Origin of the sequence: Bradyrhizobium paxllaeri (assembly GCF_001693515.2) — a bacterium.
GTDB classification, from domain to species: domain Bacteria; phylum Pseudomonadota; class Alphaproteobacteria; order Rhizobiales; family Xanthobacteraceae; genus Bradyrhizobium; species Bradyrhizobium paxllaeri.
In genome coordinates this window covers 2918137-2941628 of sequence record NZ_CP042968.1, presented here as the reverse complement: position 1 = coordinate 2941628, position 23492 = coordinate 2918137, and the positions used below count along the sequence as shown (strand labels likewise).

Sequence of the window (23492 nt, the reverse complement as noted above, 5' to 3'; positions counted from 1 at the left end):
AAAGTAGCATCGCAGCGGCTTCACGGCGCCTGGTCGGTGCGGCCGCCGAGATAGGCACTGATGACTGCGGGGTTGTGGCGGAGATTGTCGGCGCTGTCTTCGCCCGTGATGGCGCCATTCTCGATCAGATAGCCGCGATCCGCTATCTTCAGGCTCAGCCTGGCATTCTGCTCGACAAGCAGGATGCCAAAGCCGCTCGCAGCTATCTTCCTCAGCGACTTGAACAGGTCCTTTGACAGTAACGGGGATAAGCCGAGCGAGGGCTCGTCCAGCATCAGAATGTCGGGCGCAGACATGAGAGCGCGGCCGATCGCGACCATCTGTTGCTCGCCACCCGACATCGTGCGCACCTGTTGCCGCTTGCGTTCGGTGAGGCGCGGGAAGAGATCGTAGACAAGCCTGAGCGTCGACTGTTCGCTGGCGCGCGCGCGTTTTGCAAAGGCACCAAGTGCGAGGTTCTCTTCGACGCTAAGCTCGCCGAATACGCCGCGCCCTTCGGGCACCAACGCGATGCCGTGTTCCACGATTCGATGCGCGGCCATTCCCGCGATCGCCTGGCCGTTCATGCGGATCTCGGTTCCAGGCTCGGTCCTGATCATGCCGGCGACCGCCTTCAGAAGGCTCGACTTGCCGGCACCGTTGGTCCCGAGCATGACGGAGATTTCGGCTTTCTTGACGTGCAGCGACACCCCGTGCAACGCGGTGTGGTGGCCATAACGAACGCCGAGATTGCTTACCTCAAGCATCGTCATCTCCGAGATAGGCACGAATGACATCGGGATCGGCGAGCACCGCCGCCGCAGCCCCGTCAGCAATCTTGACGCCGGAATTCATCACGACGCAGCGACCACAGAGGGTCCGGATCGCATCCATCACATGTTCGACCATGATGATCGTCCGCCCCTCGCGGTTGATGTCGCGCACGAGGTTGATGCCGATGAGAAGCTCCGATGGGTTAAGTCCGGCGAGCCATTCGTCCAGAAGCAGGAGCTGGGGATCGGCGGCCAGCGCACGCGCCAGTTCGACCCGCTTCTGGTCAATGTAGGTCATTGCCGAAACCGGGGAGTTCTCGCGACCCGTCAGGCCCACCCGGCCCAGGAGATCACCGGCAAAATCGTGGGCGCGCGCACCCCACAGTCGGTTCCGTGCGAACACCGCGCCTGCCATGACATTCTCGATCGCGGTCATCGACGGAAGCACGCGAACGAGTTGGAACGTGCGGGCGATGCCCGCCCGCGCAACCATCTCCGTCGGTAGCCCTGAAATGCGGCAGCCTGCAAGCTTGATCTCTCCGGATGTCGGACGGAGCGCTCCCGAGATCAGGTTGAGCATCGTCGTTTTGCCCGAACCATTGGGCCCGATCAGCCCGATGAGTTCGCCTTCGCGAACCTCGAAGCTCACCTCGTTGACGGCGATCAGCCCCCCGAACGCCTTGCGCGCCTGTGAGACGCTGAGCAAGGTAGCGCTCATGCCGCCTTCTCCCCGATTTCGTTCCGAGTTGCGTTGCAGACACCAGGCTCGGCCCGGCGCAGGATTCGATCGCGCAGGCGTTCCAACAGGCCCGTCACCCCGTCGGGCAAGAGATAGACAATCGCCAGGAACGCGACACCGACAACGACCGAGCTGTGGTTCGGGAAACGCGAGGTGATGAACTCCATCAGGATGATGAAGGGGACAACGCCGACCAGGGGACCCCATAGCCGCCGGGTGCCGCCGAGCAGCGCGATGATCACGACCTGGAAGGAGATCATCGGGTTGAAGGCGGCTTGTGGCTCTATATAGGCGTAACGCGGGGCGCTGATCGCGCCGGCGACACCGATGAACGCGCCGGATATCATGAAGAGAATAATCTTGGTGCGGGCGGTCGCGATCCCGACATGCCGGGCCACCGTCTCGTCGTCGCCGATAATGCGCAGGGCTAAACCCAGGCGCGATCGGTTGATCAACCAGCCGACGACAAAGACCAGTGACGTGAGCGCAAGCAGCATCCAGTAGAGATCGCGCTCGGTGAGATCGGTAAAGACGTAGAGTCCCATCTTGTGCGCGAAACGCGACTGCGACCAGGCGACGATCTGCCGGATGAGCTCGGCGAGTCCAAGACTGAAGATGACAAAATAGACGCCGGACAATCTTAGTGTTGCGGCCCCCACCAGCCCGGCAAGCGCCGCCGAGCCCAACGCTGCAACGAGGAGGAGCGTACCAAATGGCAGAGAATCCAGTCCCAAGGCGACCGAATAGGTCCCAACTCCGAAAAATGCGGCACTTGCAAGCGATACAAGGCGAGTCGGCCCCGAGAACAGCGCCCATGCCGTGCACATGGCGGCATAGAGCATCAGGTTGACTCCAAGTGACAGAGCGAACCCTTCGCTGACCAGCGGAAGGAGCGAGAGCAACGCGGCTGCGGCAAGGCTGGCGCCGGCAACCACCATTTCGTTGCGACGGAGGCCCGTCATGCCGAGGCCCTCCCTAGTATGCCCTGCGGCCGAAACAGCAGCACCAGAATGAACAGCGCATAGTTGGTCGCAAGCGTCAGGCCGGGGTCGATCAGGCTGGCAACGGTGGTCTCGGCCACGCCGAGGATCAACGCTGCAATCGTCGCCCCCCGAACATCGCCCACACCGCCCATGATCACGATGATCAGCGCCTTCATGGTGAAGATGACACCCATCGAGGCGTTGAACGTATAGAACGTGGAGAGCAACGTTCCGCCGCAAGCGGTCAGCGCGCCACCGAGGGCAAAGGCAAACCCGGCCATCCTGGGAACGTCGATGGCCACGAGCTGGGCCGATGTGGGATCGACGGCAACCGCGCGAATGGCCGTGCCGTACCTGGTGCAATAAAGGAAGAGATAAAGCAGAGCCGCGACGCTTGCAGCCGCGATGAAAGCCACGACGCGATTCAGCCCGTATGAATCGCCCAGGATCAGGAACGGTTCGGCCAGAAACTTGTAGCTGAAATAGCCTCCACCGAAACCGAGCAACATCAGGCCCTGGAACAGGAACAAGAGGCCGAAGGTTGCCAGGATCGTATCGACTTCGAGCATGCCCCGGTTCTTTGCGCGGCGCACCAGCGGCTGCATGAGGCCGGCATAGATCAGCCAGTTCAGCGCAAGGGCGATTGGAGCAATCGCAAGCATGCCGATGAGAGGATTCACCTCCACGACCGTGAACAACCAGAACGCAACGAAGCATGCGGCTACGAGTGTCTCGCCGTTGGCCAGATTCATGATGCGTGCGACGCCGTATTGCAGCGTGAGCCCCAGCGCGATCAGCGCATAGGTTCCGCCGAGCAGAAGGCCCGTGACGAGGATTTGCATGTGAACCGTCCCAAAACATCAGCGACGCATCCGGCGCGATCATTTCGCGCCGGATCGCATCTTCGGATCAGTTCCAGGCTGGCTTTTTGACCGGCGCGTTGGCACCGTCCACGCCAAGGCCGTTAACGCCCTGGAGTACGCCATTACTCCACTGCCCTACGGTCCAGACCCGGCCGAGAATGTTGTTGTTGAAAGAGACCTTGCCGATGACGGTGTCGAATGTCCCGGTCGAGATCGCCTTGGTGACCGCGGCGCGATCCTTACTGCCGACCTTCTCGATCGCCTGCTCAAGCATCTGGAGCGATGCATAGACCACCGGGCTGGCCCAATAGTCCGGCTCCTGTCCGGTCACTTGCTTGTGGCGTTCACGATAATCTTTGTATGCGCGATCGGCGGGATTGATGCCGCCCATCGCAAGCACGCCCTCAGCCTGTTTGGCGAAACGCTTGGCGTAGCCGCTCAAGGCCCCACCTACGCCGACATAGAAAGCATCGACATTCAGGCCCTGGATCTGCGCCTGCTCGGTGAGCGCGAACGTGTCCGGCGGATATGAGAAAGCGACGAACGCATCCGCCTTGGCCGCCTTGGCGCCGCTGATAATCGGCGCCAGATCCTGGGTGCCGATCGGGTATGATGTCTCGTAGACGACGTCGAAGCCAGCGGTCTTGAACGCAGGCCTGGCCGATTGAATCATCTCCAGGCCGAATGCTTCGCCCACATGCGCCAGCGCCACCTTGTTGCCGATCTGGCCCTTGTCTCGCAGGGTTTTCAATGTCCCGACGATGCCGCTGGACAAATCCGACGCCTTGCCGAGCAGCCAGAACGAGTTGGGCCAACGCTTGACGAACGTTTCCAACTCGTTGGCGTTTCCGGTGGCAATGAGTTGCGGATAACCATAGCGCGCGATCAGCGGCGCGGCCGCCAGGTTGATGCCGGTGGTATAGGGCGCGACGATGAAGTCGACCTTGTCAACCGTCGCCAACCGCTGGATGTTCTTGACGGCTTCTTCGGGGCCGCTCTTGTCGTCGTATTCGACAAGTTCGACTTTCAGGCGTTTTTCGCCGATCTTGATGCCGCCCTTCTGATTCACGTCGTGAACCCAGAGCTGCATATTCGGCCAGTAGACGGCGGTTGCGCCCGCCGTCAGCGGTCCCGTCTTGGACGCGCTGACTCCGATTTTCAGCGTTTCCTCGGCCATCGCTGCTCCAGCGCCAAGGCTGAACAGCGCGACCGAAACCATCAACGAATTGAACGTCCGTCTGAGCATTAAATCCTCCCCTGCTTTCATCGGCTGGACGCCGTGATCGACTGTCCGCCGCCTCCAATTTCGGAATGTTTTTATATTTTCGATATTATTATTTATTTCGAAAACAATGGCAAGTCGCATTGTGTTGGGAGCGACAACGCGCCGCGCGGGGAGCCGGCTGGTTCGATTCAGCGATCGCAGGGCGCAGCATCGCGCATTCGGCGTTGTCGAATATTGAGATCAGATCCGCGGGATCTTGGCCCGCTCCACCACGTCAGACCATTTTGCGATCTCGGCCGCGACAAGTGCCTTCATTTCCTCCGGCGAGCTGCCGCGCACCTCGCCGCCGACCGCCGTTTCAAGCTGCTTCCTGACGTTCGGATCGCTCAGCACCTCCAGCGTGGCCGCATTCAATCTGGCGATGAGCACCGGCGGCGTTCCCTTCGGCACCAACAAGCCGGCCCAGGTACGAACGTCATATCCCTTCACACCGGCTTCCTCGGCCAACGGCACATTCGGGAGCAGAGGAATCCGCGTCGAAGAGGTCACTGCCAGGCCACGAACGGCGCCGCTCTGGATCTGCGGCGCCAGCAGCACGGGCGTGCCGATGATGACCGGCACGTCCCCGCCGAGCAAAGCCGTCGTGGACTGGGAATCGCCGCGATAGGGCACGTGAAGCAGATCGATACCAGCCCGCGCATTCAGAAGTTCGCCCGCGAGATGATGGGTGCTTCCAAAGCCGACCGAGCCGAAGCTGAGCCCGCCAGGCTTCTGCCTTGCCATCGCGATCAGGTCGGCCATCGACTTCGCGGGATGGTCGTCTCGCACCGCGATGACCAGCCCGTAATAGGCGAGCGTCGAGATCATCCCAAAGCTCTCGACCGGTTGAAAGCTCAGGCTCTTGTAGATTGCCGCGGAGATCGCGTGCGCACCGGTGACCAGACCGATCGTGTAACCGTCAGGCGTCGCCTTGGCGATCGCATCAGCGGCAATGTTTCCGCCCGCGCCCGGCTTGGCTTCGACGATGACGGGTTGTCCCAATTTCCTGGCAAGGCCCTCCGCCACGATGCGGGACATCGTGTCGGCCGCCCCGCCGGCGGCAAAGCCATGGAGGAGACGGATCGGCCTGGAAGGGTAATCGTCCGCCAAAATTGTCGTCGCCGTCAGGATGCATGCTGCGGCCATCGTGACGGCTCCCGCAAACCGCTTCATCCATTTCATCAATGCACCCTCCCCGTTTTATTTGATTGACCACCGAGATCGGTGGGTTATGAGCGGCGTTTCATTCATCGACGACGTGATTGCGCAGCACGCCGATCTCTTCGATCTCCACCTCGACGACGTCACCGGCCTTGAGGAATATCTGAGGCTTGCGCGCGAAGCCGACGCCGGCCGGTGTTCCCGTGGCGATGACATCGCCCGGAACGAGGTCGAAGATCGTGGAGCAGTATTCGATCAGCCGCGGGATCGGAAAGATCAGCATCGACGTATCGGACGACTGCATCACCGCCCCATTAACCCGTGTCTCGATCCTGAGCTTTGCCGGATCGCCGATGTCGTCCGGCGTCACCAGCCACGGCCCAAACGGGCCGGTGCCGACAAAATTCTTGCCGGATGCAATCTGCTGGGCATGTCGTTGCCAGTCGCGTACGCTGACATCATTGAAGATCGAGTAGCCCGCGACATGACCCCACGCGTCGGCCTGACTGATATGACGGCCCGCCTTCCCGATCACGACCGCCATCTCGCCTTCCCAGTCGAGATGGTCCGAGACCTTCGGCCGGATGATCGGCTCATTGTGGCCGACCTGGGAACGCCAGACGCGCAGGAAGATCGGTGGATATTCCGTGATCTCCCGCTTCAGACCAGAGGCCAATGCCTCGTTATGATGGTCGAGATAGTTGCGGACGACGCAGATGATCTTCTCCGGTCGCGGAATGACCGGCAGGAAGCTGACCTCCGAGAGCTTCGGGCCCGACTTTACGGCGCTGACGATCTCATCGCGCCTGATGTAATCGGCACTGGCGATGAAGTCGGCGAGCGTCGGATAGTGCGGGAGGACCTTGCCGAGATCGACGACGATCTCTCCGGCGACCGCACCCCAGCTTTCGCGCCCTTCGGAAAACGACAACAGTTTCATGCGTCGATCCTGTCCCTGATGGTTGAGTGGAGGTGCCCGTCAAGCAGATCGCTCATCGCGTTCAGGTCGGGCAGTTGCCTCGCGACCGCAAAGACATAGTGATCGGGGCGCACCAGGGCGGCCACCAAGCCGTGGTCGGACAACCAGGCCTTCAAGATCCCGCCGGTTTCCACGATCGACCATTCGCCTGCTCCGAGCGACTGAGAAAACCCGGCGTCCGCCAATGACAAGACGGCGCCGCCCAGCGCAATGACTGCTCGCCGCAACGCCTCGGGAATATCGCGGCGAGCGATGTCGGAAGACACGACCAGGCGGAACGAGGCGCCGACCATATCGTCCAGCAGGCATGCGCCTGCTTCGCGCGCGATTTCCGGCTGCGGAAAGCGCAGGCCTACGGGCGCGCCCTGATCGGAGCAGAGCGTCCCTTCGTCAAGCCCGGGGATGAGGTTCTGACGATATTGCGTCACCGGCGGATCGCCCATCTCGCGGAGCAAGCGCGCGTCCCTTTCGATTGCCTTTGCCATATCGAGCTCGCAGATGACGCGTCCCAGCGATTTCGCGGTTTCGGTGGTCGCCTTCACATGCGCGCGGCGTTCGCGCTGATAGCTATCGAGCAAGTCCGGCGCTGACTGCCCCCTGATCACCAGCGCGAGCTTCCAGGCGAGGTTGGCCGCATCCCGTACGCCCTGGCACATGCCCTGCGCCATGAAGGGCGGCGTCATGTGGGCGGCATCGCCGGCCAGCAGGACCCGACCACGACGCCATTCGTTGGCGACGAGCGCGTGGAACACATAAGTAGTCGCCCGCCAGATCTCTCCGTCCTCTGGCGTCAACCAGCGTCCGAGCAGCCGCCAGATCGCGGCCTCCTGGTTCATCTCCTCCGCCGTTTCTCCGGGCAGCAACATGAACTCCCAGCGGCGATGGTTACCGGATCCCACGACATAGGTTGTCGGACGCTTGGGGTCGCAATACTGCACGATGTTCTGCGGCAGCTTGCCCAGGCCGTTGTCGTTGACGAGAACGTCCGTGACGAGCCATGGCTCGTCGAAGTCGAGCGTCTCCAACCCGATGCCCATCAGCTTTCGCACCAGGCTTGTTCCGCCGTCGCATCCGACGACATAGCGGGCGTGCAGTTTTTCGGCGCCGCCCGAGCCGCTCATGATGTCCAGTTGGACATGATCGTCTTCTTGCCTTAGGCCCGTCAGCGCGGTGCCAAGGCGGACGTCCAGCGTCGGCAGATCCGCCAGGGATCGGCGAATCGCCCGTTCGAATGGCGGCTGCTTGAACATGAAACTCGGCTGCCAGCCTTGCGGATACGGCGGCGGCAGAGATTCATACCGCGCGATGAGCCTGCCGTCGGCGCCGCGATATTCGGTCGGAGGATACGGCACGACATATGGCTGTATCGCATCGGCAAGGCCGAGATTCTGAATGACGCGCATGACCTCGTGATCGAAGCTGACCGCGCGCGGCAACGGAAAGATGTCGTCCGACTTGTCGATGACGACGGTATTGATGCCGCTGCGGCCCAACAAGGCCGAGAGGATGGCGCCGGTCGGGCCCAGACCGATGACCGCCACATCAACAATTCCAGACATCTCGCTGTCTCCACGCAAATGGCGGCGAACGCGCCAAATGCGACGCTAATTCTCGATGATCTGTGCCGTACCGCGTCAGCGCTGGCGACTAAGCGAGGCCTTGCGGTACCGCGACGTTCAGTTTTTTCGCAAGCGCAAGCAATCTGGACCGCGTCCCCTGCACCAGCGGCACGCCGGTGCTCGAACGTCTCTCCATCTCGTCGAAGCCGCGTTCGCCGGGCAGATAGACCCCGGAGGACCCGGCGGCCGGCGGCAGGTCCTTGATGGCCGAGCGCAGGCGATCGACTTCAAGCGTGAAGTCGTTCCCGAATGCCGACGGGTCGAGCGCGGCAACAAGGCCGTTGCCACCGGGATCACGCCCTTCTGTCAAGGCAACGCTGATGAGAGGGTTCGCCACCATGAGGCTGGCGAGCACCTCGATCATCAAGGAAAGACCGGAGCCCTTGGCGCCTGCCATCGGCAACACAGCCTTGACCTTGCGCGGGTCGGATGTCTCCTCGCCCTTCTCATCGACGCCCCAGCCCGATGGAATCGGCTTTCCGGCATCCCTTGCGGCCATGATCTTGCCGATCGCGACCGACGCGGTCGACATGTCCAGCAGCAAGGGACGATCGGGATCGATCGTCGGTGCGGCAATCGCGATCGGGTTTGTCGACACCCCCTCGGCCCGGGAGCCATGATAGATCATCAACGGCTTTGAGGCCGTCATGGCGATCGCGACGTGGCCCGTGCGGGCGGCCTGCTGCGCGTAATATCCGATCGCGCCGGCATGGGTGATCGCGCGAACCGCGCACCAGCCGATGCCATGCAGATCCGAAAGCTGCGCTGCAGTTCGTGCGGCAAGATTCATCGCTACCGCGCCCGGCGCGCGCTGCGCATCGATCACCGCCACCGCGCCCTTTCCCGAAACCTGGCCCGGCTCGGCCTTGGGGTTGATCAGCCCAAGCTCGACCATTTCGACGTAGCGCGGAATCCGCAGCACGCCGTGCGAGTCCGCGCCGCGCAGATTGGCCCAGACCAGCACATCCGCCGTCTGCTCGGCCTGGTCGGCCGAAAACCCGCCGGCCCCGAGAAGGTCGGCCGCGAAGGTCCGGAGGCTATCGGCGTCGATCGCGACCATGTCCGAAACTTCCGCCATGCTCAGGCTCCGAGCGGCGAAGGAAAGAACTTGTCGAGCCAGCCCTTGATGATCGCCTTGGTGCGCGGCGCATCCTGCGGCGCGAGCGGAAAGTGCGACGTGCCGGATATCAGGACGAGTTCGGCCGGCTGGCCGGCCTTTTCGAACATGCGGATCGACTGCTCGGTCGGCGTGATGGTGTCATTGGCGGTATGCAGAAACAGGATCGGACGCGGCGCGATGTTGCCTACGACATCGTCGGCGCGAAAATTATACATGCTCCATGCCGTCTCGACCGGAATCTCCATGATCGCCTTCGGCGAGAGATTCTTGCGGAGATGTTCGGGAATCGGCACGGCGTCGAAACGGGAAATCCACATGCTCTCGCCCGTTTCCTGCTTCTGCCGGCGCCCCTTTTCCAGAAGGCCGGTGAACTTCGCCCAGGCCTCGGGCGTCGGATGCTGGCCGCGGAATTTTCGTTCGCCATCGCCCCAGCCGCAGGAGGAGATCACACAGGCGAAGCGGTCGTCGATGCCGGCCGAATAAACCGAGACAGCCGCTCCAAAACTGTGGCCGACCACGCCGATGCGCTTGGGATCGACCTCTTCCCGCTCGGCGAGGAACGACAGCGCGTTCTTGGCGTCAGCCACCTGATCGAAGCAGCGCACCTGCGCGCGCTCGCCCTCGCTCTCGCCGCAGCAGCGAAAATCGAAGCGGAGCGCCACATAGCCCATCTCCTCCAGCATCCGCGCCTGGATTTCAGCGTGGGACTCGTCCTTCGAACCGACGAAGCCGTGCAGGACAATGAAGGCGGGCAGCCGCTGCCCGGGCTTTCTCGTATCAGGCACGTGCAGAACGGCAGAAAGCTTGAGCCCGTCGGAACGGAAAGAGAGTTTTTCTTGCATCGGCATGGTCCTCGTAATTCTTTGCCGGCTCCGGCGGGCGCGGGCGCCGTCACTTGATGGCGGTGAAGGGGAAATGATGCTGGCGCCATTCGAGCGGCGCGGGCGTGCCCCAGACATTCATGCAGCGCACATTGCCGGGACGTTCGAGGCTGGTGATGACGTTTGGAACGAAGTCCGCATCGTCGGCGATCAGCGCCATCGAGCCGGAGCACTCGACCATCGCGCCGCTTGCATCGGTGTAATAGGCATAGGTGTTGTCACCCGGCCGGTGGCGGCCCGGACCCCACATCATCTGTTTATCAAAACGGTCGAGGAGATCGCCGAGCTTCAGGTAATCGTTGAACTCCCTGAACTCGAAGGAGTAGTGGTGCAGCCCGACCTTGCCGCGGACGACACCCACGATGTGATGCTGGCGGTTGCCGCCATACATCCAGCTCAGGCTGTCGTCGACCATGCGTTCCGACAGGCGAAGGCCGCAGATCTGTTCAAGCTGGCGGCGCGTCGCTGCCGGATCGGGCGACGTCAGATTGAGGTGATCCATGCGGTTCGGTCCGACGCCGTGGGTCGGATACCTTCGCCCATAAATTTGATCGCGCGTCGGTGTGTGGATTTCGAAGCGAAGGCCTTCCGGCGTTGCGAAGGTCACGCCCGCGGCCATGCATTTGAGGCTCGGTTCGCGCGAGAGGATGCGGCAGCCTGCGCCTTCGACCCGGGATGCCACCTCCGCCACGGCTTCGACGGTGAGCGCCTCCAGCCCGATCGTGTGCGTCGCGTTCTCATCCGAACGGAGCAACACCAGCTCAGCAGCGCGACCGTTGGAGCTCAGCCATGTCTGACGCTCGTCGGAATACGTCACATGCAAGCCGAGGATCTCGGTCGCATCCCGCACGACCGCCTCGGGGACGGTCGTATTGATTTTCACATGCCCGATCGCGTGCACCAGATGCTGCATCATTACCTCCCGGCCTCTTCGGCGTTTGATGTCCTGCTACCGCATCGCGAGGCATGAGGCAAGGTAATTTCGAACAAAATTGATTATTTCGAAAATTTGTGCAAAGTGCCCAGCTGGCAAGCCGGCGGGGTGACCGCGGGGTCGGGTTCCAAGCATTGGAGAGAGTCATGGCAAGTGCAGGAGGTAGCGGTCCGTTCGTGTGGGACGATCCATTCCTGATCGAGGAGCAGCTCGGCGAAGACGAGCGAATGATTCGGGATACGGCGCGCGCCTATGTGCAGGAGCGCCTCAGCCCCCGGGTCCGGCAGGCATTCCGCGATGAGCGCACCGATCCGGCGATCTTCCGCGAGATGGGAGAGCTTGGACTGCTGGGCGTGACCGTGCCCGAAACGTATGGCGGCATCGGCGCCTCCTACGTTGCCTACGGCCTGATCGCGCGCGAGGTCGAGCGCGTCGACAGCGGCTACCGCTCGATGATGTCGGTTCAATCGTCGCTGGTGATGTATCCGATCCATGCCTATGGCTCGGAAGCACAGCGCCGCAAATATCTTCCAAAGCTCGCCACGGGTGAGTGGATCGGCTGCTTCGGCCTGACCGAGCCGGATGCAGGCTCCGATCCCGGCGGCATGAAAACACGCGCGACAAAAATCGATCGCGGCTATCGGCTGAACGGCGCAAAGATCTGGATCACCAATGCCCCGATTGCCGATGTCTTCGTGATATGGGCGAAGTCCGACGCGCATGGCGGGAAGATCCGCGGCTTTGTTCTGGAGAAAGGAATGGCGGGCCTTTCAGCGCCGAAGATCGAGGGAAAACTCTCGTTGCGCGCTTCAGTGACGGGCGAGATCGTGCTCGACGGCGTCGAGGTGAACGAAGACGCGCTGCTGCCGGACGCGGAAGGCCTGTCCGGCCCGTTTGGCTGTCTCAATCGCGCGCGCTATGGCATCGCATGGGGCGCGATGGGCGCGGCCGAAGCCTGCTGGCATGCGGCGCGTCAATACGGGCTCGACCGCAAGCAGTTCGGACGGCCGCTGGCCCACACGCAGCTCTACCAGAAGAAGCTAGCCGACATGCAGACCGAAATCACGCTCGGGCTTCAGGCGGCGCTGCGCGTCGGGCGGCTGTTCGATGAGGGTCGCATGGCGCCGGAGATGATCAGCCTGATCAAGCGCAACAATTGCGGCAAGGCGCTGGAGATCGCGCGGCTCGCGCGCGACATGCATGGCGGCAACGGCATTTCCGATGAGTTCAATGTCATGCGCCACATGCTGAACCTGGAGACGGTTAACACGTATGAGGGCGCACACGACGTGCACGCGCTGATCCTCGGCCGCGCCCAGACCGGGCTCCAGGCTTTTGGCTGACGGGCAAAGGGCCGCGCCGCGGCGCCCGAACCGGACGCACAGGTGTCCCGGGAGGGGTGGGTCACAGGGATCCCTCCTCCGTTCCGGCCACAGCCGGGCACGGGTGGTTTGATTTTTTCGAAAATCAGCCTATCTTGGAGTGAACACCGACCAGGAAGGCAATTGATGCGCGAGAAGCTCAAACCGGCAGGCGAAACACGCGCGGCGGACGTGCTGCACCGGATGCGCGCGGACATCATCAGCTGCGCGCTCAAGCCGGGCGCAAAACTCCGGTTTGAGGGGCTGCGCGAGATGTATGCCGTCAGCTTCTCGACCCTGCGCGAGGCGCTGTCGCGCCTGGTCGCGGAAGGACTGGTGATCGCCGAAGACCAGCGCGGTTTTGTCGTTGCGCCGGTCTCGATCGACGACCTCAATGACTTGACCTATGTTCGCGTGCTCGTCGAACGAGAATGCCTCGCGCTCGCCATCAAGAACGGCGACGACGGCTGGGAGGCGGACATCATCGGCGCGTTCCACCGGATGGACCGGCTGCAGACTCGGCTGGGCTCCAATTACTATTTGTCGGAAGAATGGGGCAAACTGCACGGCGATTTTCACTTTTCGCTCGTTGCCGCCTGCGCCTCCCCCAACCTTTTGGAAATCCGCCAAAAGCTTTTCGAACGCGCCCACCGCTACCGACGGATGTCGTCGCAGTTCAGGACCAAGTGGCGCGCCAAGGATGTCGAGCACAAGATGATCATGGACTCGGTTGTCGCGCGCGATACGGCAACGGCGCAGGAACTGATCGAACGCCACATTCGCGAGACGACCGAGAACGTCATCAAGCACGCCGGACATCTGTTTGTGGCGCACGAAGAGGCCCGTCAGGTACGGCCCGATCACGTCGCGGCTGAATAGACAGCACTCGTAAGCTCCCCCTTCTGTTCGCTCGACCGGCCATGGCCCGGAGACGCTTACGCGCGCCCGCTCGAACCAATTACGAAAACATATTGCAATTTCGAAAATATGATGCCACGGTAGATCCCAGAATGCAGCCGGGCCTTCGCGCCGGTCTGTCCAAAATCAAAAATGGGAGGAAGCCGATGGCCGTATCTGAAACGATGACCGCTGCCCGGATGCACAAGGTGGGCGGCGAGTTGAAGCTGGAAAAACTGCCGACACCAAGGCCGGGCGACATGGATGTCCTGGTTCGCGTGAAGGCCTGCGGGATCGTGCCGAACCTCGGCAACATCCTCGCCAACTGGCCGACCTGGTTTCCGCATATGCCGCAGCCGCCGCTTCCCGCCGTGTTCGGGCTCGACCCGGCCGGCGAAATCGCCGCGGTGGGCCGGCAGGTACACGGGCTGAAACCGGGCGACCGCGTCTACATCAATCCTGGACGCTCATGCGGTACTTGCCGTCATTGCAGGCGCGGCGATTCCATCTCCTGCAAGCACTATGCGTTCCAGGGCTATTTCGGCTTCAGCGAAGATGCGCTGCAGACCTTTGCCGATTACCCGATCGGAGGTTTGAGCGAATACACCGTCGCTCCCTCCTCCGCGATCGTGAAGATCCCCGACAACATGGCTTACGAGCAGGCGGCGCGGCTGGGCTATCTCGGCACGGTCTATTCGGCGCTGAAAAAGGCCAATGCCGGTCCGGGCGACACGATCCTCGTCAACGGAATCAGCGGCACGCTCGGGATCGCCGCGGCGATCTTTGGTCCGGCCATGGGCGTCAGGAAGATCCTCGGCACCGGCCGCGACCGCAAGCTGCTGCAGGAAGTCAAGGCACTTGCGCCCTCGCGGATCGAAGTCTTCTCGATCGACGACGGCAGCGTCACCGATTTTGCCATGAAGCATACGGACGGTGAAGGCGTAGACGCCTTCCTGGATTGTCTTGGGCCGGGCGCCTTGCACGAGACATTCCTGCAAGGCCTTCGCGGCCTGCGCCGTGGCGGCATCGCGGTCGATATCGGAGCGGTCATGGGACCGGTCGCGATCGACGTCCATTGGCTGATGGACCACAACCAGCGCCTCTATGGCTCCGCCTGGTTCACCACGCAGGAAGGACAGGAAATGGCCGACCTCGTAGCCGCAGGCGCGGTGGACCTGTCGATGCTCGAGACGCAGGGACGTCGCCTCTCCGAAGTGAACGAGGCCATTTCCGGCATCGCGCAGCGGCACGGCGGGTTCTCGAACTTCGTCATCTATCCCTGAGCAAGCGGCAGCCGTCCGCGCCTCGGCTGCCCTGCCCTGACAACGACATTCAAGGAGAGGAAACATGAGTTTCAGACGCGTCGTCACCGGCAAGAACGCCGCAGGAAAATCCGTCGTGGTAAGCGACGGCACCTCGCCGCGTGAAATGGCTCTCAAGCACACGCCGGGATTCGTCTCTGCGCCGATCTGGATGGCCGCCGGCACGCCATCGCTGGCGGCGAATGGCAAGGACCCGATGTCCGTTGCCGGCGCCAGCCTGTTGCCTGCGCCAGGCGGCTCGGCTTTCCTTGTCGTCACCTTCCCGCCTGATAGCGTGATGATGTCACCGGATTTCGATCCGGCGAAGGCCGGACCCGAGCATGTGACGGCAGCGCCCGGCATCGCCGAGACGTTCGAGCTGGAGAATCCCGGCATGCACACCACGCCGACTGTTGACTACGGCGTCGTGCTCGACGGCGAGATCTGGCTCGAGCTCGACGATGGTGAGACGGTTCACCTCAGGCAGCACGATACCTTCGTGCAGCAAGGTGCGCGGCACGGCTGGCGCAACAAGGGCAACCGCCCCGCAACCCTCGCCTTCGTGCTCATGGGCGCTAAAGCCGCGTAGATTTTAGTGCGACAGGCAGCCGTGGCGCATCGCCATGGCTGCTTTCTATGCCCGTGTGGGCATCGGCGTCCGGCCGGTCATATGCTTCCTTGCAACGTCTGCTACTGAGCGGATGGCACACGCACGGTCATGCCTTCCATTGCAGCGACGATGCGCACCTGGCAGCTCAGACGGCTGTCGGCCGTTCGCTCGGATGCCGTAAAGTCCAGCATCTCATTCTCATGTTCGCCGGCTTCGCCGATACAGTCGACATAGGCGCGATCGAAGTAGCAGTGACATGTGGCGCAGGCAGCCGCGCCATTGCACTCGGCGACGATGCCGGGCACACCGGCACCAAGGGCCACCTCCATGACGGACTGGTCTGCAACGGCGGTGACCTCGTGCGTCGTACCGTCAGCTGCGACGAAAATGATTGTGGGCATTTGTCTCCCCTCAGGCATCCCAACGAACAGGCAGCGACACCGGGCCGCGGAACACCCAGCCACGAATGACGGGCGGGGCATCCTCGCGAAGCCGAAGATTGGCGAGGCGCTCGAACAACATCGGCACCACGATCCTGCCGACGGTCTGCCGCGAGACCCAGGTGCCCGCGCAGAAATGCGCGCCGGCGCCGAAGGCGAGATGCGATTGCTTGGGCCGGAAGACGTCAAACCTGTCCGGTTCGATGAAACGGCGATCGTCCCGATTCGCGGCTCCGACGCAGAGGCCGATCTGAACGCCTTCCGGCAATGCGACACCGGCGAGATCCGCAGGCCGGGTGACGCGGCGCGGGTACATGCCAATCGGCGAAATCCAGCGTATCGCCTCCTCGAATGCGGTCGGCCACAGCTCCGGCTTGGCGAGAACGCTCTCCTTCTGCGCGTGATTTTCGAGCAGGCCGAGGGTGAGCGTGAGGATCGCATCGCGCGGTTCGTTCAATCCGCCACCAATGATTACCTTGATGTTCGCGCGCATCTCCTCGATCGGCATCGGCGGGTCGGCATGCACCATGGACGACAAAATCGAGGGATTGGGATTGGCCCGATGGTGATCGAGCATCGCCTCGATCGCGGCATCGATGCCGGCGCCAGCCTCCATCGCCTTTCGCTCGATTTCTGCATCGCGCGAATAATTGCCGGCACCGTCGATCAACGATTGGGACCATTCGGCAAGCGTTTCCCACGGCATCGCCTTGAAGCCGATCATCTCCATCAGGCTGAGCGACGCCATTGGTGCGGCGAGCGCCGAGAAGAGATCGGCCTCGCCCGCTTCCCGGAGCGACCCGATCAGCCGTTCGCAGATCCCGGTGAATTTCGGCGCCCAGTGCTCCTTGATGGTGCCGGGGCGGAAAGACGGCTCAATCGCCTTGCGGCCTGCGGCATGCGCGGCGCCGTCCTTGCGCATGAAGGTCGGCCCCATCACTTTGTTCACAAGGGACGCGGGGTTGTCGGATGAATAGGTCGCGGGGTCGCGCTCGATGCTCATGATATCGTCGAAGCGCGTCACCAGCGTCAGATTTGCAGCTGCGACGAAGACGGCCGGGGCCGTGTCGCGAACGCGCTTGAAGATCGGATAAGGATCCTCGAGCAGATCCGTGTACGAGATGTCCGTGATGACAGGTGCGGCGCTTGCCATGTGTCTCCTCCCCGGATTTTGTTTTGAGGAAGGCTAGCGGGCTAGACACGACCGCTCAATTCGATGGGCTGAATGGAGCTTATCGAAATATTGCATGACCTGTGCTAGGCTCGGCCGGGAAGCATGCTGGAGGTGGCCGTGACGATCAGTTCCTCCCTCGATGCGATCGACATCGGGGCCTTGCGCACCCTCGTGCTGGTGTACGACCTGCGATCGTTCTCCGCCGCGGCAGAGCGGCTCGACGTCAACCAGTCCACGATCAGCTACACCGTCGAGCGATTGCGCGGCGCCTTTCACGACCCGCTCTTCGTCCGCCAGGGCAATGGCGTTGCGGCCACCGAGCGCTGCGCGGCTCTGGTGCAGTGGGCGCGCGGGACGATCGGCGAGATCGAAGGGCTTGCTTCACTCGCGGAATTCGATCCCGCCGTCGCGAAAGGCACCGTTACGATCTCCTGCAATCACCATGAACGCCAGACGCTGATCCCACAGTTCAGCGCGCGATTACGCGCCACAGCACCACAGGTGAAGCTCGTCCTGCTTGACGCCGCCGGACACGGCAATCTCCATCTCAAGCAAAACCAGTGCGACATCGTGATCGGCCCGGTCGGCATCGTTGGCGAGAATTTCTATCGACGGCACATCCTCACCGATCATTATGTCTGCGTGATGGACCGGAGCAATCCGCTCGCGCGCGGCCGGATGACGCTTTCGGCCTATTGCAAGGCGCAACACGTCTTCATAACCCACAATGGCGAATGGCAACCGCTCTATCTCGACGTCCTGAAGGCGAAGGGAATTGTGCTCGAGCCGGTGGTCACGCTGCCAAGCCACGATAGCCTCGAGCGCATCCTTCCCGGCACCCATCTGATCGCCTCGATCCCGCATCAGCTCGCGCGCGCGTCAGGCACCCGCCTGCACATCACGCCGATGCCGTTCCGCGTACCGATCAGCATCGATATGTATTGGAGCGCGAGAACGGCCAGATCAGGCCTTCACAAATGGGCGCGCGGCCTGCTTGCCGAAGTGGCCAAGGAGACTGCCGCCTGAGCGAACATTTTCAGCCCATCCTGAAGCGACGGCCGGAGCAAGTCACTCGATCTGAATGCCGGCTTTGGCGACGATCCGGCCCCAATTGTCGGAGTCCTGCTTCAGGAACGCGACAAATTCTTCCGGGGTGCCGCCGCGCGGAATCTGCAAGAACTCCTTCACCTTCTTCCGGAAGTCGTCTCGGCTCGCAATCGTTTGGAGCGCTGACGACAAACGGTTGGTCACCTCTGGCGGCGTACCGGCACGGGCAAAGATGCCATTCCAGGAATAGAGCGGCACGCCCAATCGTGCCTCCTCGAACGTCGGGACGTCGGGCAGCTCTTCGAGACGTTGACGGGTCGACACGACCAGCGGGCGCAAGGCACCGGAGGTAATATGAGGAATGGTCGTGGCCGTCACGTCCAGCGAGCAGTCGATGCGTCCGCCCAGGAGATCGTTCAGGCCACCGTCCTTGTAGGGAACGTGGATCATTTTTGCGTCGGTGACCTGAAGCATTTGCAGCATGGCCACATGATTGGCAGAGCCGAGGCCGTACGACGGGTAGGTGAGCTTGTCCGGATTCGCCTTGGCCGCCTGCATGAGTTCCTGAACGGTGCGATAAGGCGAGTCGGCGCGCACGACGAGCACGAAGGGCACGTCCAGCAAGTGGATGATCGGCGTGAAGTCCGATGGCTTGAAGGATAACGTCTTGAAGAGGTGCGGATTGAGGATCACCGAGAGGAGACCGTAGAGCAGTGTATAACCATCGGCCGGCGCGGTGGCCGCCGCCTGGTAGCCGATGTTGGAGCTCGCCCCCGGGCGATTGTCGACCCACACCGCCTGCCCCAGTTCGGCATGGAGTTTCTCGGCAATGAAGCGCGCCATGGTATCGGCGGAGGTGCCGGCCGGCAGCGTCATGACAAGACGGATCGGACGCTCGGGATAGCCGGCCTTCGCCAGGCTTCTTCCGCCACTCAGGATCAAGGGAGCCGCAAGAAGCGAACGAAGAACGGCGCGACGCGAGTGTCCGCGATGAATCGATTTCACGGGTTTTCCTCCTATTGAGCCGGGGTGGCGTTGTTCTGTTCATTGTTGTGGTCAAGGAACGGGTAGTCGGTGTAGCCGCGGTGATCGGGCGAATAGAGTTCGTCCTGGTTCAGAGGGTTCATGCGGGCGCCGATCTTCAGCCGGCGCGGCAGATCGGGATTGGCGATGAAGAGCCTTCCGAAGGAGATCAGATCGGCATGGCTCGCGAGCGCCCGTTCAGCCTGCGCGCGGCTGGTAAAGCCGTTGTTGGCCACGTAGACGCCACTAAAACTGCCTCGCAGCGCCGGATAGTCGAGATCGTGGGTTGCCGGCTCTGCCGTGGTGGAGCCTTCCACCACATCCACATAAGCGATGCGCAGTTCGCTCAACATCTCAAGCGCGGTGGCGAGCAGCCGCGCCGGATCGGAGTCGCGCAAATGATAGATTGTCGGATTGGTGGGTGAGAATCGCACACCGACGCGCTCCGGACTCCAGATCTCGCAGACCGCCTTCGCCACTTCGATGAGGAACCGGCAGCGGTTTCGTTCCGAGCCGCCATAGGCATCGGTGCGTCGGTTGGCCGAGTCGCGCAGGAATTGGTCGAGCAGGAAGCCGTTGCCCGCGTGCAGTTGTACGCCGTCGAAGCCGGCGGCGAGAGCGTTCCGCGCAGCCGTGCGATATTCCTCGACAATGCCGGCGATCTCAGCGGCTGACAGTTCGTGCGGCACCAGAAGCGGCTTGCGGCCCTCGGCTGTGCGAATGGTGCCTGGCGGCAGAATGGCCGACGGCCCTACCGGCAGGACGCCGCCCGGTTGCGTCAGCGGATGCGAGTTGCGCCCGCAATGCCAGAGCTGAGAGAAGATACGTCCACCCGCGCGATGCACGGCATCGGTGACCGTCCGCCAGCCCGCGACCTGGGCCTCGGTATAGATGCCGGGCGTGTTCGGCCAGCCCACGCCGCGCGCCGAAATCGCAGTTGATTCCGTAACAACGAGTCCGGCCGTTGCGCGCTGCGCGTAGTAAGTGGCGTTGAGAGCCGTCGGCGCCCCGCCGGGCGAACGATCGCGCGACATCGATGACATGACGATGCGGCTGGGGAGCCGCAGAGCGCCCACCGACGCGGGATCGAACAGGCTTCTTGCCATGATGTCTGCCCTGAGAGGCCGCACGCTCCGGCCAACAGGCAGAATCCCTGCCTCGACCGTGCCGCACTCTACGACCGACATCAGACGCTTGCAATTATTTTCGAAATAAATTATCAATTACGTAATTTATGGAATGGCCCTTTTCCCGGCGCCGCGGGCAGGAAACAGGCCGTCGAGCAAGGCGGCCTCGCGCGCGATTTCACTCCTCTCGCGGGACGTCAGTGAAAGCTGGCTGCGAGAGCCGAGACGTTATTCGGCAGCGCCTTCGAGCGTCGGCAGTTCGGCCTTCTGCGGGGGCTCCGGCACTTGGCATCCGGTTGCGCAGCAGCGACCGGGCTGCTTCGAGACCCGGCGTCCCTCGTCGAGGATGCCGCGGTCGAGAAGGCCTTCGACCAGCTCGATCTTCTCTATGACCGGATAATTGCGCCAGATCTCGCGCTTCATCGCTTCCGGCGAGCCGCCGCCGTGCAGCGAGATCACCGAGTACCAGCCAGCTTCGTGCGAAACCGTCAGATCCTCGATGAAGCGGGCGACCTCGGCGCGCTTGTCGGCCGGGATATCCGGCCGGCCGCCCATGACTGCGGCGAGCGATGCCTTGGTCTCCGGATTGTGGTCCTCCTCCGGACCCGGCAATGCGACGATCAAACCGCCGGAAACGTAGTGCGCCACGCGGTGCATGTCGTAGATCTTGGTGGCAAGCAGCAGCTTGCCGATGTTGGAGAACACCGCGTCGGGCATCACCGATCCGGCCGGGTCCTTCGTGCAGTAGACCGACGAGGCGACGCCGCAGGCGTAGAAGCCTTCCGTGATGGTGATGAGTTCGACCATCGCCTCGCGGATATGCGCGTGGCGCTCGACGTCGAGCCCGTTGGCCTCGATCATCAGCGCGCCCGCGCCGATCAGGAGATCGCCGAATCCGGCGCGGGCACCGATGCAGGAATGCCGGTGGTGCGTGGCATAGGAAGTCGTGAGGAAACCGCCCTCCTCGGTCTCGCCGGCCAGGAAGACGCGGTCGTGCGGAACGAAGACGTCATCGAAAATCACGACACCGACCGACTGGCCGTACTTGGCCGAGAACTTGGCGGAGGCCTCGCCGGGGCGCCCGGCCGGACGGGCGACGATGGTCACGCCGGGCGCGTCGCACGGGACGGCGCAGCATACCGCAAAATCCTTGTCCTCCGGATTGTGGGTCCGGCAGGGCATGACGAGGAATTCGTGCATGTAGGGCGCGCCGGTCACGATCGCCTTCGTGCCACGAATAACGATGCCGTCCGGACGGCGCTCCTTGATGCGAACGTAGACGTCGGGATTGACCTGCGCGCGGGGCCGCTTCGAGCGGTCGCCCTTGGCATCGGTCATCGCGACACCGAGCGTGAGGTCCCTGTCCTGGACATCGTGGAGGTAAGCGAGAAAGCGCTGGCTGTAGTCCGTGCCGTGACGGTCGTCCGTCAGCTTGGTCGACTGAAAGATGCCGTTCAGCGCATCATGGGCCAGGTAGCGCTGCGCGCATCCGACCGTCTTGCAGACCAAGCGTACGGCCTCGAGCTTGAACAGCAGGTCCTGCGACGTCTCGTTGATGTGCAGCATCCGGTTCACGGTCTTGCCTGAGATGCCCTGTCGCGCCGTCATGATCGGCACGTGCTCCTGCCTTAGCGCGAAGTCGTAGGTGACGCCGACGCCGGCGACGCCGGGCGCGAGCAGTGGCTCGTCGGCGACGCTTTCCACGGCGTTTCCATTCACGAAGACCCGCGGCTTGTAGACACGGAGGGATTCCCGGTAGTCGGCACCCGACATCAGCATGGCGTAACTCCCTCTTGTTCGAATATTTGAACGATGTTAGAATATTTAACACCGTTAGGATTTAGTCAAGATGGAATCCGAAGGGGCAGATGGTCGAAAAGCGGCAAAACCGGCGCGAAGCGGTCAGCGGACACAAACGGGAACTCATTCTCGACGCCGCGAAGCAGATCTTCGCAGAAGAAGGCCTGGAGGGCGCGAGCCTCCGGGCTATCGCCTTGCGCGCCGGTTACACGCCCGCCGCGCTCTATTTCCACTTCGAATCCAAGGAGGCGATCTACGCCGAGGTGCTGAAGTCCTCCCTCGCCTCCCTAGGAGCTACGGTCGACCAGGCGGTCACGCAGGCGAAGTCGCCGGCGCAGCGGCTGAAGGCGGCCGCCATGTCGTTCTTCTGGTTCTACGCGGATAATCCGCGCGACCTGGATCTCGGCTTCTACCTGTTTCGCGGCGGCATGAAGCCGGCGGGTCTCGGACACGAACGCGACGAGACGTTGAACGCCGCTCTTGAGGCCGCGCTGCGTCCGGTCGCCAACGCAGCCGTTGAGCTCGGCGCTTCGCGGCAGAAGGCCAATCTCCTCATGGTCGACTGCTTCGCACATGCCACCGGACTGCTGCTTCTGCTGCACACCGGCCGCATCCGGATGTTCGGGGCTTCTGCGCCCGATCTCATGGAACGATATGTCAAGGATCGGATCGCCCATCTGACGGAGGAGTGACGCTCATGCTCACCATCGACCCGAAGCGCTCGCTTCTCCTCGTCGTCGACTTTCAGTCACGACTGATGCCGGCCATCCACGACGGTGAGACCGCCGTCCGCAACGCCAACCGGCTCATCGAGGCGGCGAAGCTCATCGGCATCCCGCGTCTGTTCACCGAGCAGAACGCCAAGGGCCTCGGACCGACCGTCGCAGACATACCCGTCGAGCTGGATCGCCTCGTCCACAAGCAGTTCTTCGACGCCTGCCGGGAAGATGGCTTCCTCGACCGCGTCCCCGCCGATGCTCACGTCGTCGTCGCGGGTTGCGAGTCGCACGTCTGTGTGCAGCAGACAGTGCTCGGGCTGCTGCAAGCTTCCCGGAAAACGTACATCGCGCGCGACGCCCTCGGCTCGCGGCATCCGGAGGACAAAGAGACTGCGATCCGACGTATGGAGCGTCATGGGGCGGAGATCATCACGACGGAGATGGTCGTGTTCGAATGGCTGCAGACGGCGGACAACCCGCACTTCCGGCAGACCATCTCAATAATCAAATAGAAGGCCGTCGCGCCCCGCTTACGGCTTCTGTTTGAGTGCGATGGGCTCGGCGGTCGCGGCGACACGCCGCTCGGCCTGAAATCGACCGGGTTTCGCGACGGCGGCGAGGCAGAGATCGGCGATGGAATCCGCGAACTCGTCCGCACCGAACTATCCGGACCCCATTGACTTATTGTTCTCTCTTTG

23 protein-coding genes are annotated in these 23492 nt (G+C 62.7%); 7 read left to right on the top strand and 16 right to left on the bottom strand.

The window, feature by feature from the left end; all coding sequences use genetic code 11:
* Nucleotides 1-20: 20 nt before the first annotated feature.
* From LMTR21_RS13765 to LMTR21_RS13715, 11 genes are all read right to left on the bottom strand, one after another.
* Nucleotides 21-746 carry an ABC transporter ATP-binding protein gene (locus LMTR21_RS13765; RefSeq protein ID WP_065750372.1) on the bottom strand — a complete coding sequence of 242 codons (726 nt, stop codon included), beginning with the start codon at nt 744-746 and terminating at the stop codon, nt 21-23.
* Nucleotides 739-1470, bottom strand: a complete 732-nt coding sequence (locus LMTR21_RS13760) for an ABC transporter ATP-binding protein (RefSeq protein WP_065750069.1) — start codon at nt 1468-1470, stop codon at nt 739-741. Before LMTR21_RS13760 ends, LMTR21_RS13765 begins: the two co-directional genes overlap by 8 nt.
* Nucleotides 1467-2453, bottom strand: coding sequence for a branched-chain amino acid ABC transporter permease (locus LMTR21_RS13755; RefSeq protein ID WP_065750068.1), 987 nt, complete (start codon nt 2451-2453; stop codon nt 1467-1469). The genes LMTR21_RS13760 and LMTR21_RS13755 overlap by 4 nt, the downstream gene beginning before the upstream one ends.
* Complete coding sequence (locus LMTR21_RS13750; protein ID WP_065750067.1) at nt 2450-3316, bottom strand: branched-chain amino acid ABC transporter permease; 867 nt, start codon at nt 3314-3316, stop codon at nt 2450-2452. Before LMTR21_RS13750 ends, LMTR21_RS13755 begins: the two co-directional genes overlap by 4 nt.
* A 67-nt stretch (nt 3317-3383) precedes the next feature.
* Nucleotides 3384-4703 carry an amino acid ABC transporter substrate-binding protein gene (locus LMTR21_RS13745; protein WP_246175452.1) on the bottom strand — a complete coding sequence of 440 codons (1320 nt, stop codon included), beginning with the start codon at nt 4701-4703 and terminating at the stop codon, nt 3384-3386.
* Between the two features lie 99 nt (nt 4704-4802).
* Nucleotides 4803-5783: a tripartite tricarboxylate transporter substrate binding protein gene (locus tag LMTR21_RS13740; protein WP_065750065.1), complete on the bottom strand. Its 981-nt coding sequence runs from the start codon at nt 5781-5783 to the stop codon at nt 4803-4805.
* Between the two features lie 61 nt (nt 5784-5844).
* Nucleotides 5845-6702, bottom strand: a complete 858-nt coding sequence (locus LMTR21_RS13735) for a fumarylacetoacetate hydrolase family protein (RefSeq protein WP_065750064.1) — start codon at nt 6700-6702, stop codon at nt 5845-5847.
* The gene (mhpA, locus tag LMTR21_RS13730) at nt 6699-8300 is read right to left on the bottom strand and encodes a bifunctional 3-(3-hydroxy-phenyl)propionate/3-hydroxycinnamic acid hydroxylase MhpA (RefSeq protein WP_065750063.1); all 1602 of its coding nucleotides are present in this window, start codon (nt 8298-8300) and stop codon (nt 6699-6701) included. Before mhpA ends, LMTR21_RS13735 begins: the two co-directional genes overlap by 4 nt.
* 88 nt (nt 8301-8388) lie before the next feature.
* Nucleotides 8389-9438 carry an Ldh family oxidoreductase gene (locus LMTR21_RS13725; protein ID WP_065750062.1) on the bottom strand — a complete coding sequence of 350 codons (1050 nt, stop codon included), beginning with the start codon at nt 9436-9438 and terminating at the stop codon, nt 8389-8391.
* Between the two features lie 2 nt (nt 9439-9440).
* Entirely contained in the window at nt 9441-10322 is an 882-nt protein-coding gene (locus tag LMTR21_RS13720; protein WP_065750371.1) for an alpha/beta hydrolase, read from the bottom strand.
* 49 nt (nt 10323-10371) lie between these two features.
* Nucleotides 10372-11274, bottom strand: a complete 903-nt coding sequence (locus LMTR21_RS13715; RefSeq protein WP_065750370.1) for a VOC family protein — start codon at nt 11272-11274, stop codon at nt 10372-10374.
* Between the two features lie 167 nt (nt 11275-11441).
* Here LMTR21_RS13715 and LMTR21_RS13710 point away from each other — a divergent pair, with 167 nt between their 5' ends.
* The 4 genes from LMTR21_RS13710 to LMTR21_RS13695 all read left to right on the top strand — a co-directional run bounded on the left by LMTR21_RS13710 (nt 11442) and on the right by LMTR21_RS13695 (nt 15443).
* Nucleotides 11442-12638, top strand: coding sequence for an acyl-CoA dehydrogenase (locus LMTR21_RS13710; RefSeq protein ID WP_065750061.1), 1197 nt, complete (start codon nt 11442-11444; stop codon nt 12636-12638).
* A 165-nt stretch (nt 12639-12803) separates the two neighbouring features.
* Nucleotides 12804-13535: a GntR family transcriptional regulator gene (locus LMTR21_RS13705; RefSeq protein WP_065750060.1), complete on the top strand. Its 732-nt coding sequence runs from the start codon at nt 12804-12806 to the stop codon at nt 13533-13535.
* Between the two features lie 185 nt (nt 13536-13720).
* On the top strand, nt 13721-14836 hold the full coding sequence (locus tag LMTR21_RS13700) for an alcohol dehydrogenase catalytic domain-containing protein (RefSeq protein ID WP_065750369.1): 1116 nt from the start codon (nt 13721-13723) through the stop codon (nt 14834-14836).
* 64 nt (nt 14837-14900) lie between these two features.
* Nucleotides 14901-15443: a cupin domain-containing protein gene (locus LMTR21_RS13695; RefSeq protein ID WP_065750059.1), complete on the top strand. Its 543-nt coding sequence runs from the start codon at nt 14901-14903 to the stop codon at nt 15441-15443.
* Nucleotides 15444-15544: 101 nt separating this feature from the next.
* On the opposite strand, the gene LMTR21_RS13690 is transcribed toward LMTR21_RS13695, so the two are convergent.
* The gene (locus LMTR21_RS13690) at nt 15545-15865 is read right to left on the bottom strand and encodes a 2Fe-2S iron-sulfur cluster-binding protein (protein WP_065750058.1); all 321 of its coding nucleotides are present in this window, start codon (nt 15863-15865) and stop codon (nt 15545-15547) included.
* A gap of 10 nt (nt 15866-15875) precedes the next feature.
* Nucleotides 15876-17057 (bottom strand): cytochrome P450, encoded by a 1182-nt coding sequence (locus LMTR21_RS13685; RefSeq protein ID WP_065750057.1) that lies wholly within the window; start codon nt 17055-17057, stop codon nt 15876-15878.
* A gap of 138 nt (nt 17058-17195) precedes the next feature.
* Here LMTR21_RS13685 and LMTR21_RS13680 point away from each other — a divergent pair, with 138 nt between their 5' ends.
* On the top strand, nt 17196-18104 hold the full coding sequence (locus tag LMTR21_RS13680; RefSeq protein WP_141688030.1) for a LysR family transcriptional regulator: 909 nt from the start codon (nt 17196-17198) through the stop codon (nt 18102-18104).
* A 42-nt stretch (nt 18105-18146) separates the two neighbouring features.
* Here LMTR21_RS13680 and LMTR21_RS13675 read toward each other — a convergent pair whose 3' ends face one another.
* The 3 genes from LMTR21_RS13675 to LMTR21_RS13665 all read right to left on the bottom strand — a co-directional run bounded on the left by LMTR21_RS13675 (nt 18147) and on the right by LMTR21_RS13665 (nt 22054).
* Entirely contained in the window at nt 18147-19067 is a 921-nt protein-coding gene (locus LMTR21_RS13675; RefSeq protein WP_141688029.1) for a Bug family tripartite tricarboxylate transporter substrate binding protein, read from the bottom strand.
* 74 nt (nt 19068-19141) lie between these two features.
* Nucleotides 19142-20254 carry an alkene reductase gene (locus LMTR21_RS13670; protein WP_065750055.1) on the bottom strand — a complete coding sequence of 371 codons (1113 nt, stop codon included), beginning with the start codon at nt 20252-20254 and terminating at the stop codon, nt 19142-19144.
* Between the two features lie 249 nt (nt 20255-20503).
* On the bottom strand, nt 20504-22054 hold the full coding sequence (locus LMTR21_RS13665; protein ID WP_065750054.1) for a 4-hydroxyphenylacetate 3-hydroxylase family protein: 1551 nt from the start codon (nt 22052-22054) through the stop codon (nt 20504-20506).
* A gap of 89 nt (nt 22055-22143) precedes the next feature.
* On the opposite strand from LMTR21_RS13665, the gene LMTR21_RS13660 reads away from it, so the two are divergent.
* Together LMTR21_RS13660 and LMTR21_RS13655 are read left to right on the top strand one after the other, a co-directional pair.
* The gene (locus tag LMTR21_RS13660) at nt 22144-22767 is read left to right on the top strand and encodes a TetR/AcrR family transcriptional regulator (RefSeq protein ID WP_065750053.1); all 624 of its coding nucleotides are present in this window, start codon (nt 22144-22146) and stop codon (nt 22765-22767) included.
* Nucleotides 22768-22772: 5 nt separating this feature from the next.
* Complete coding sequence (locus LMTR21_RS13655) at nt 22773-23306, top strand: isochorismatase family protein (RefSeq protein ID WP_065750367.1); 534 nt, start codon at nt 22773-22775, stop codon at nt 23304-23306.
* The last annotated feature ends 186 nt before the right edge of the window (nt 23307-23492 follow it).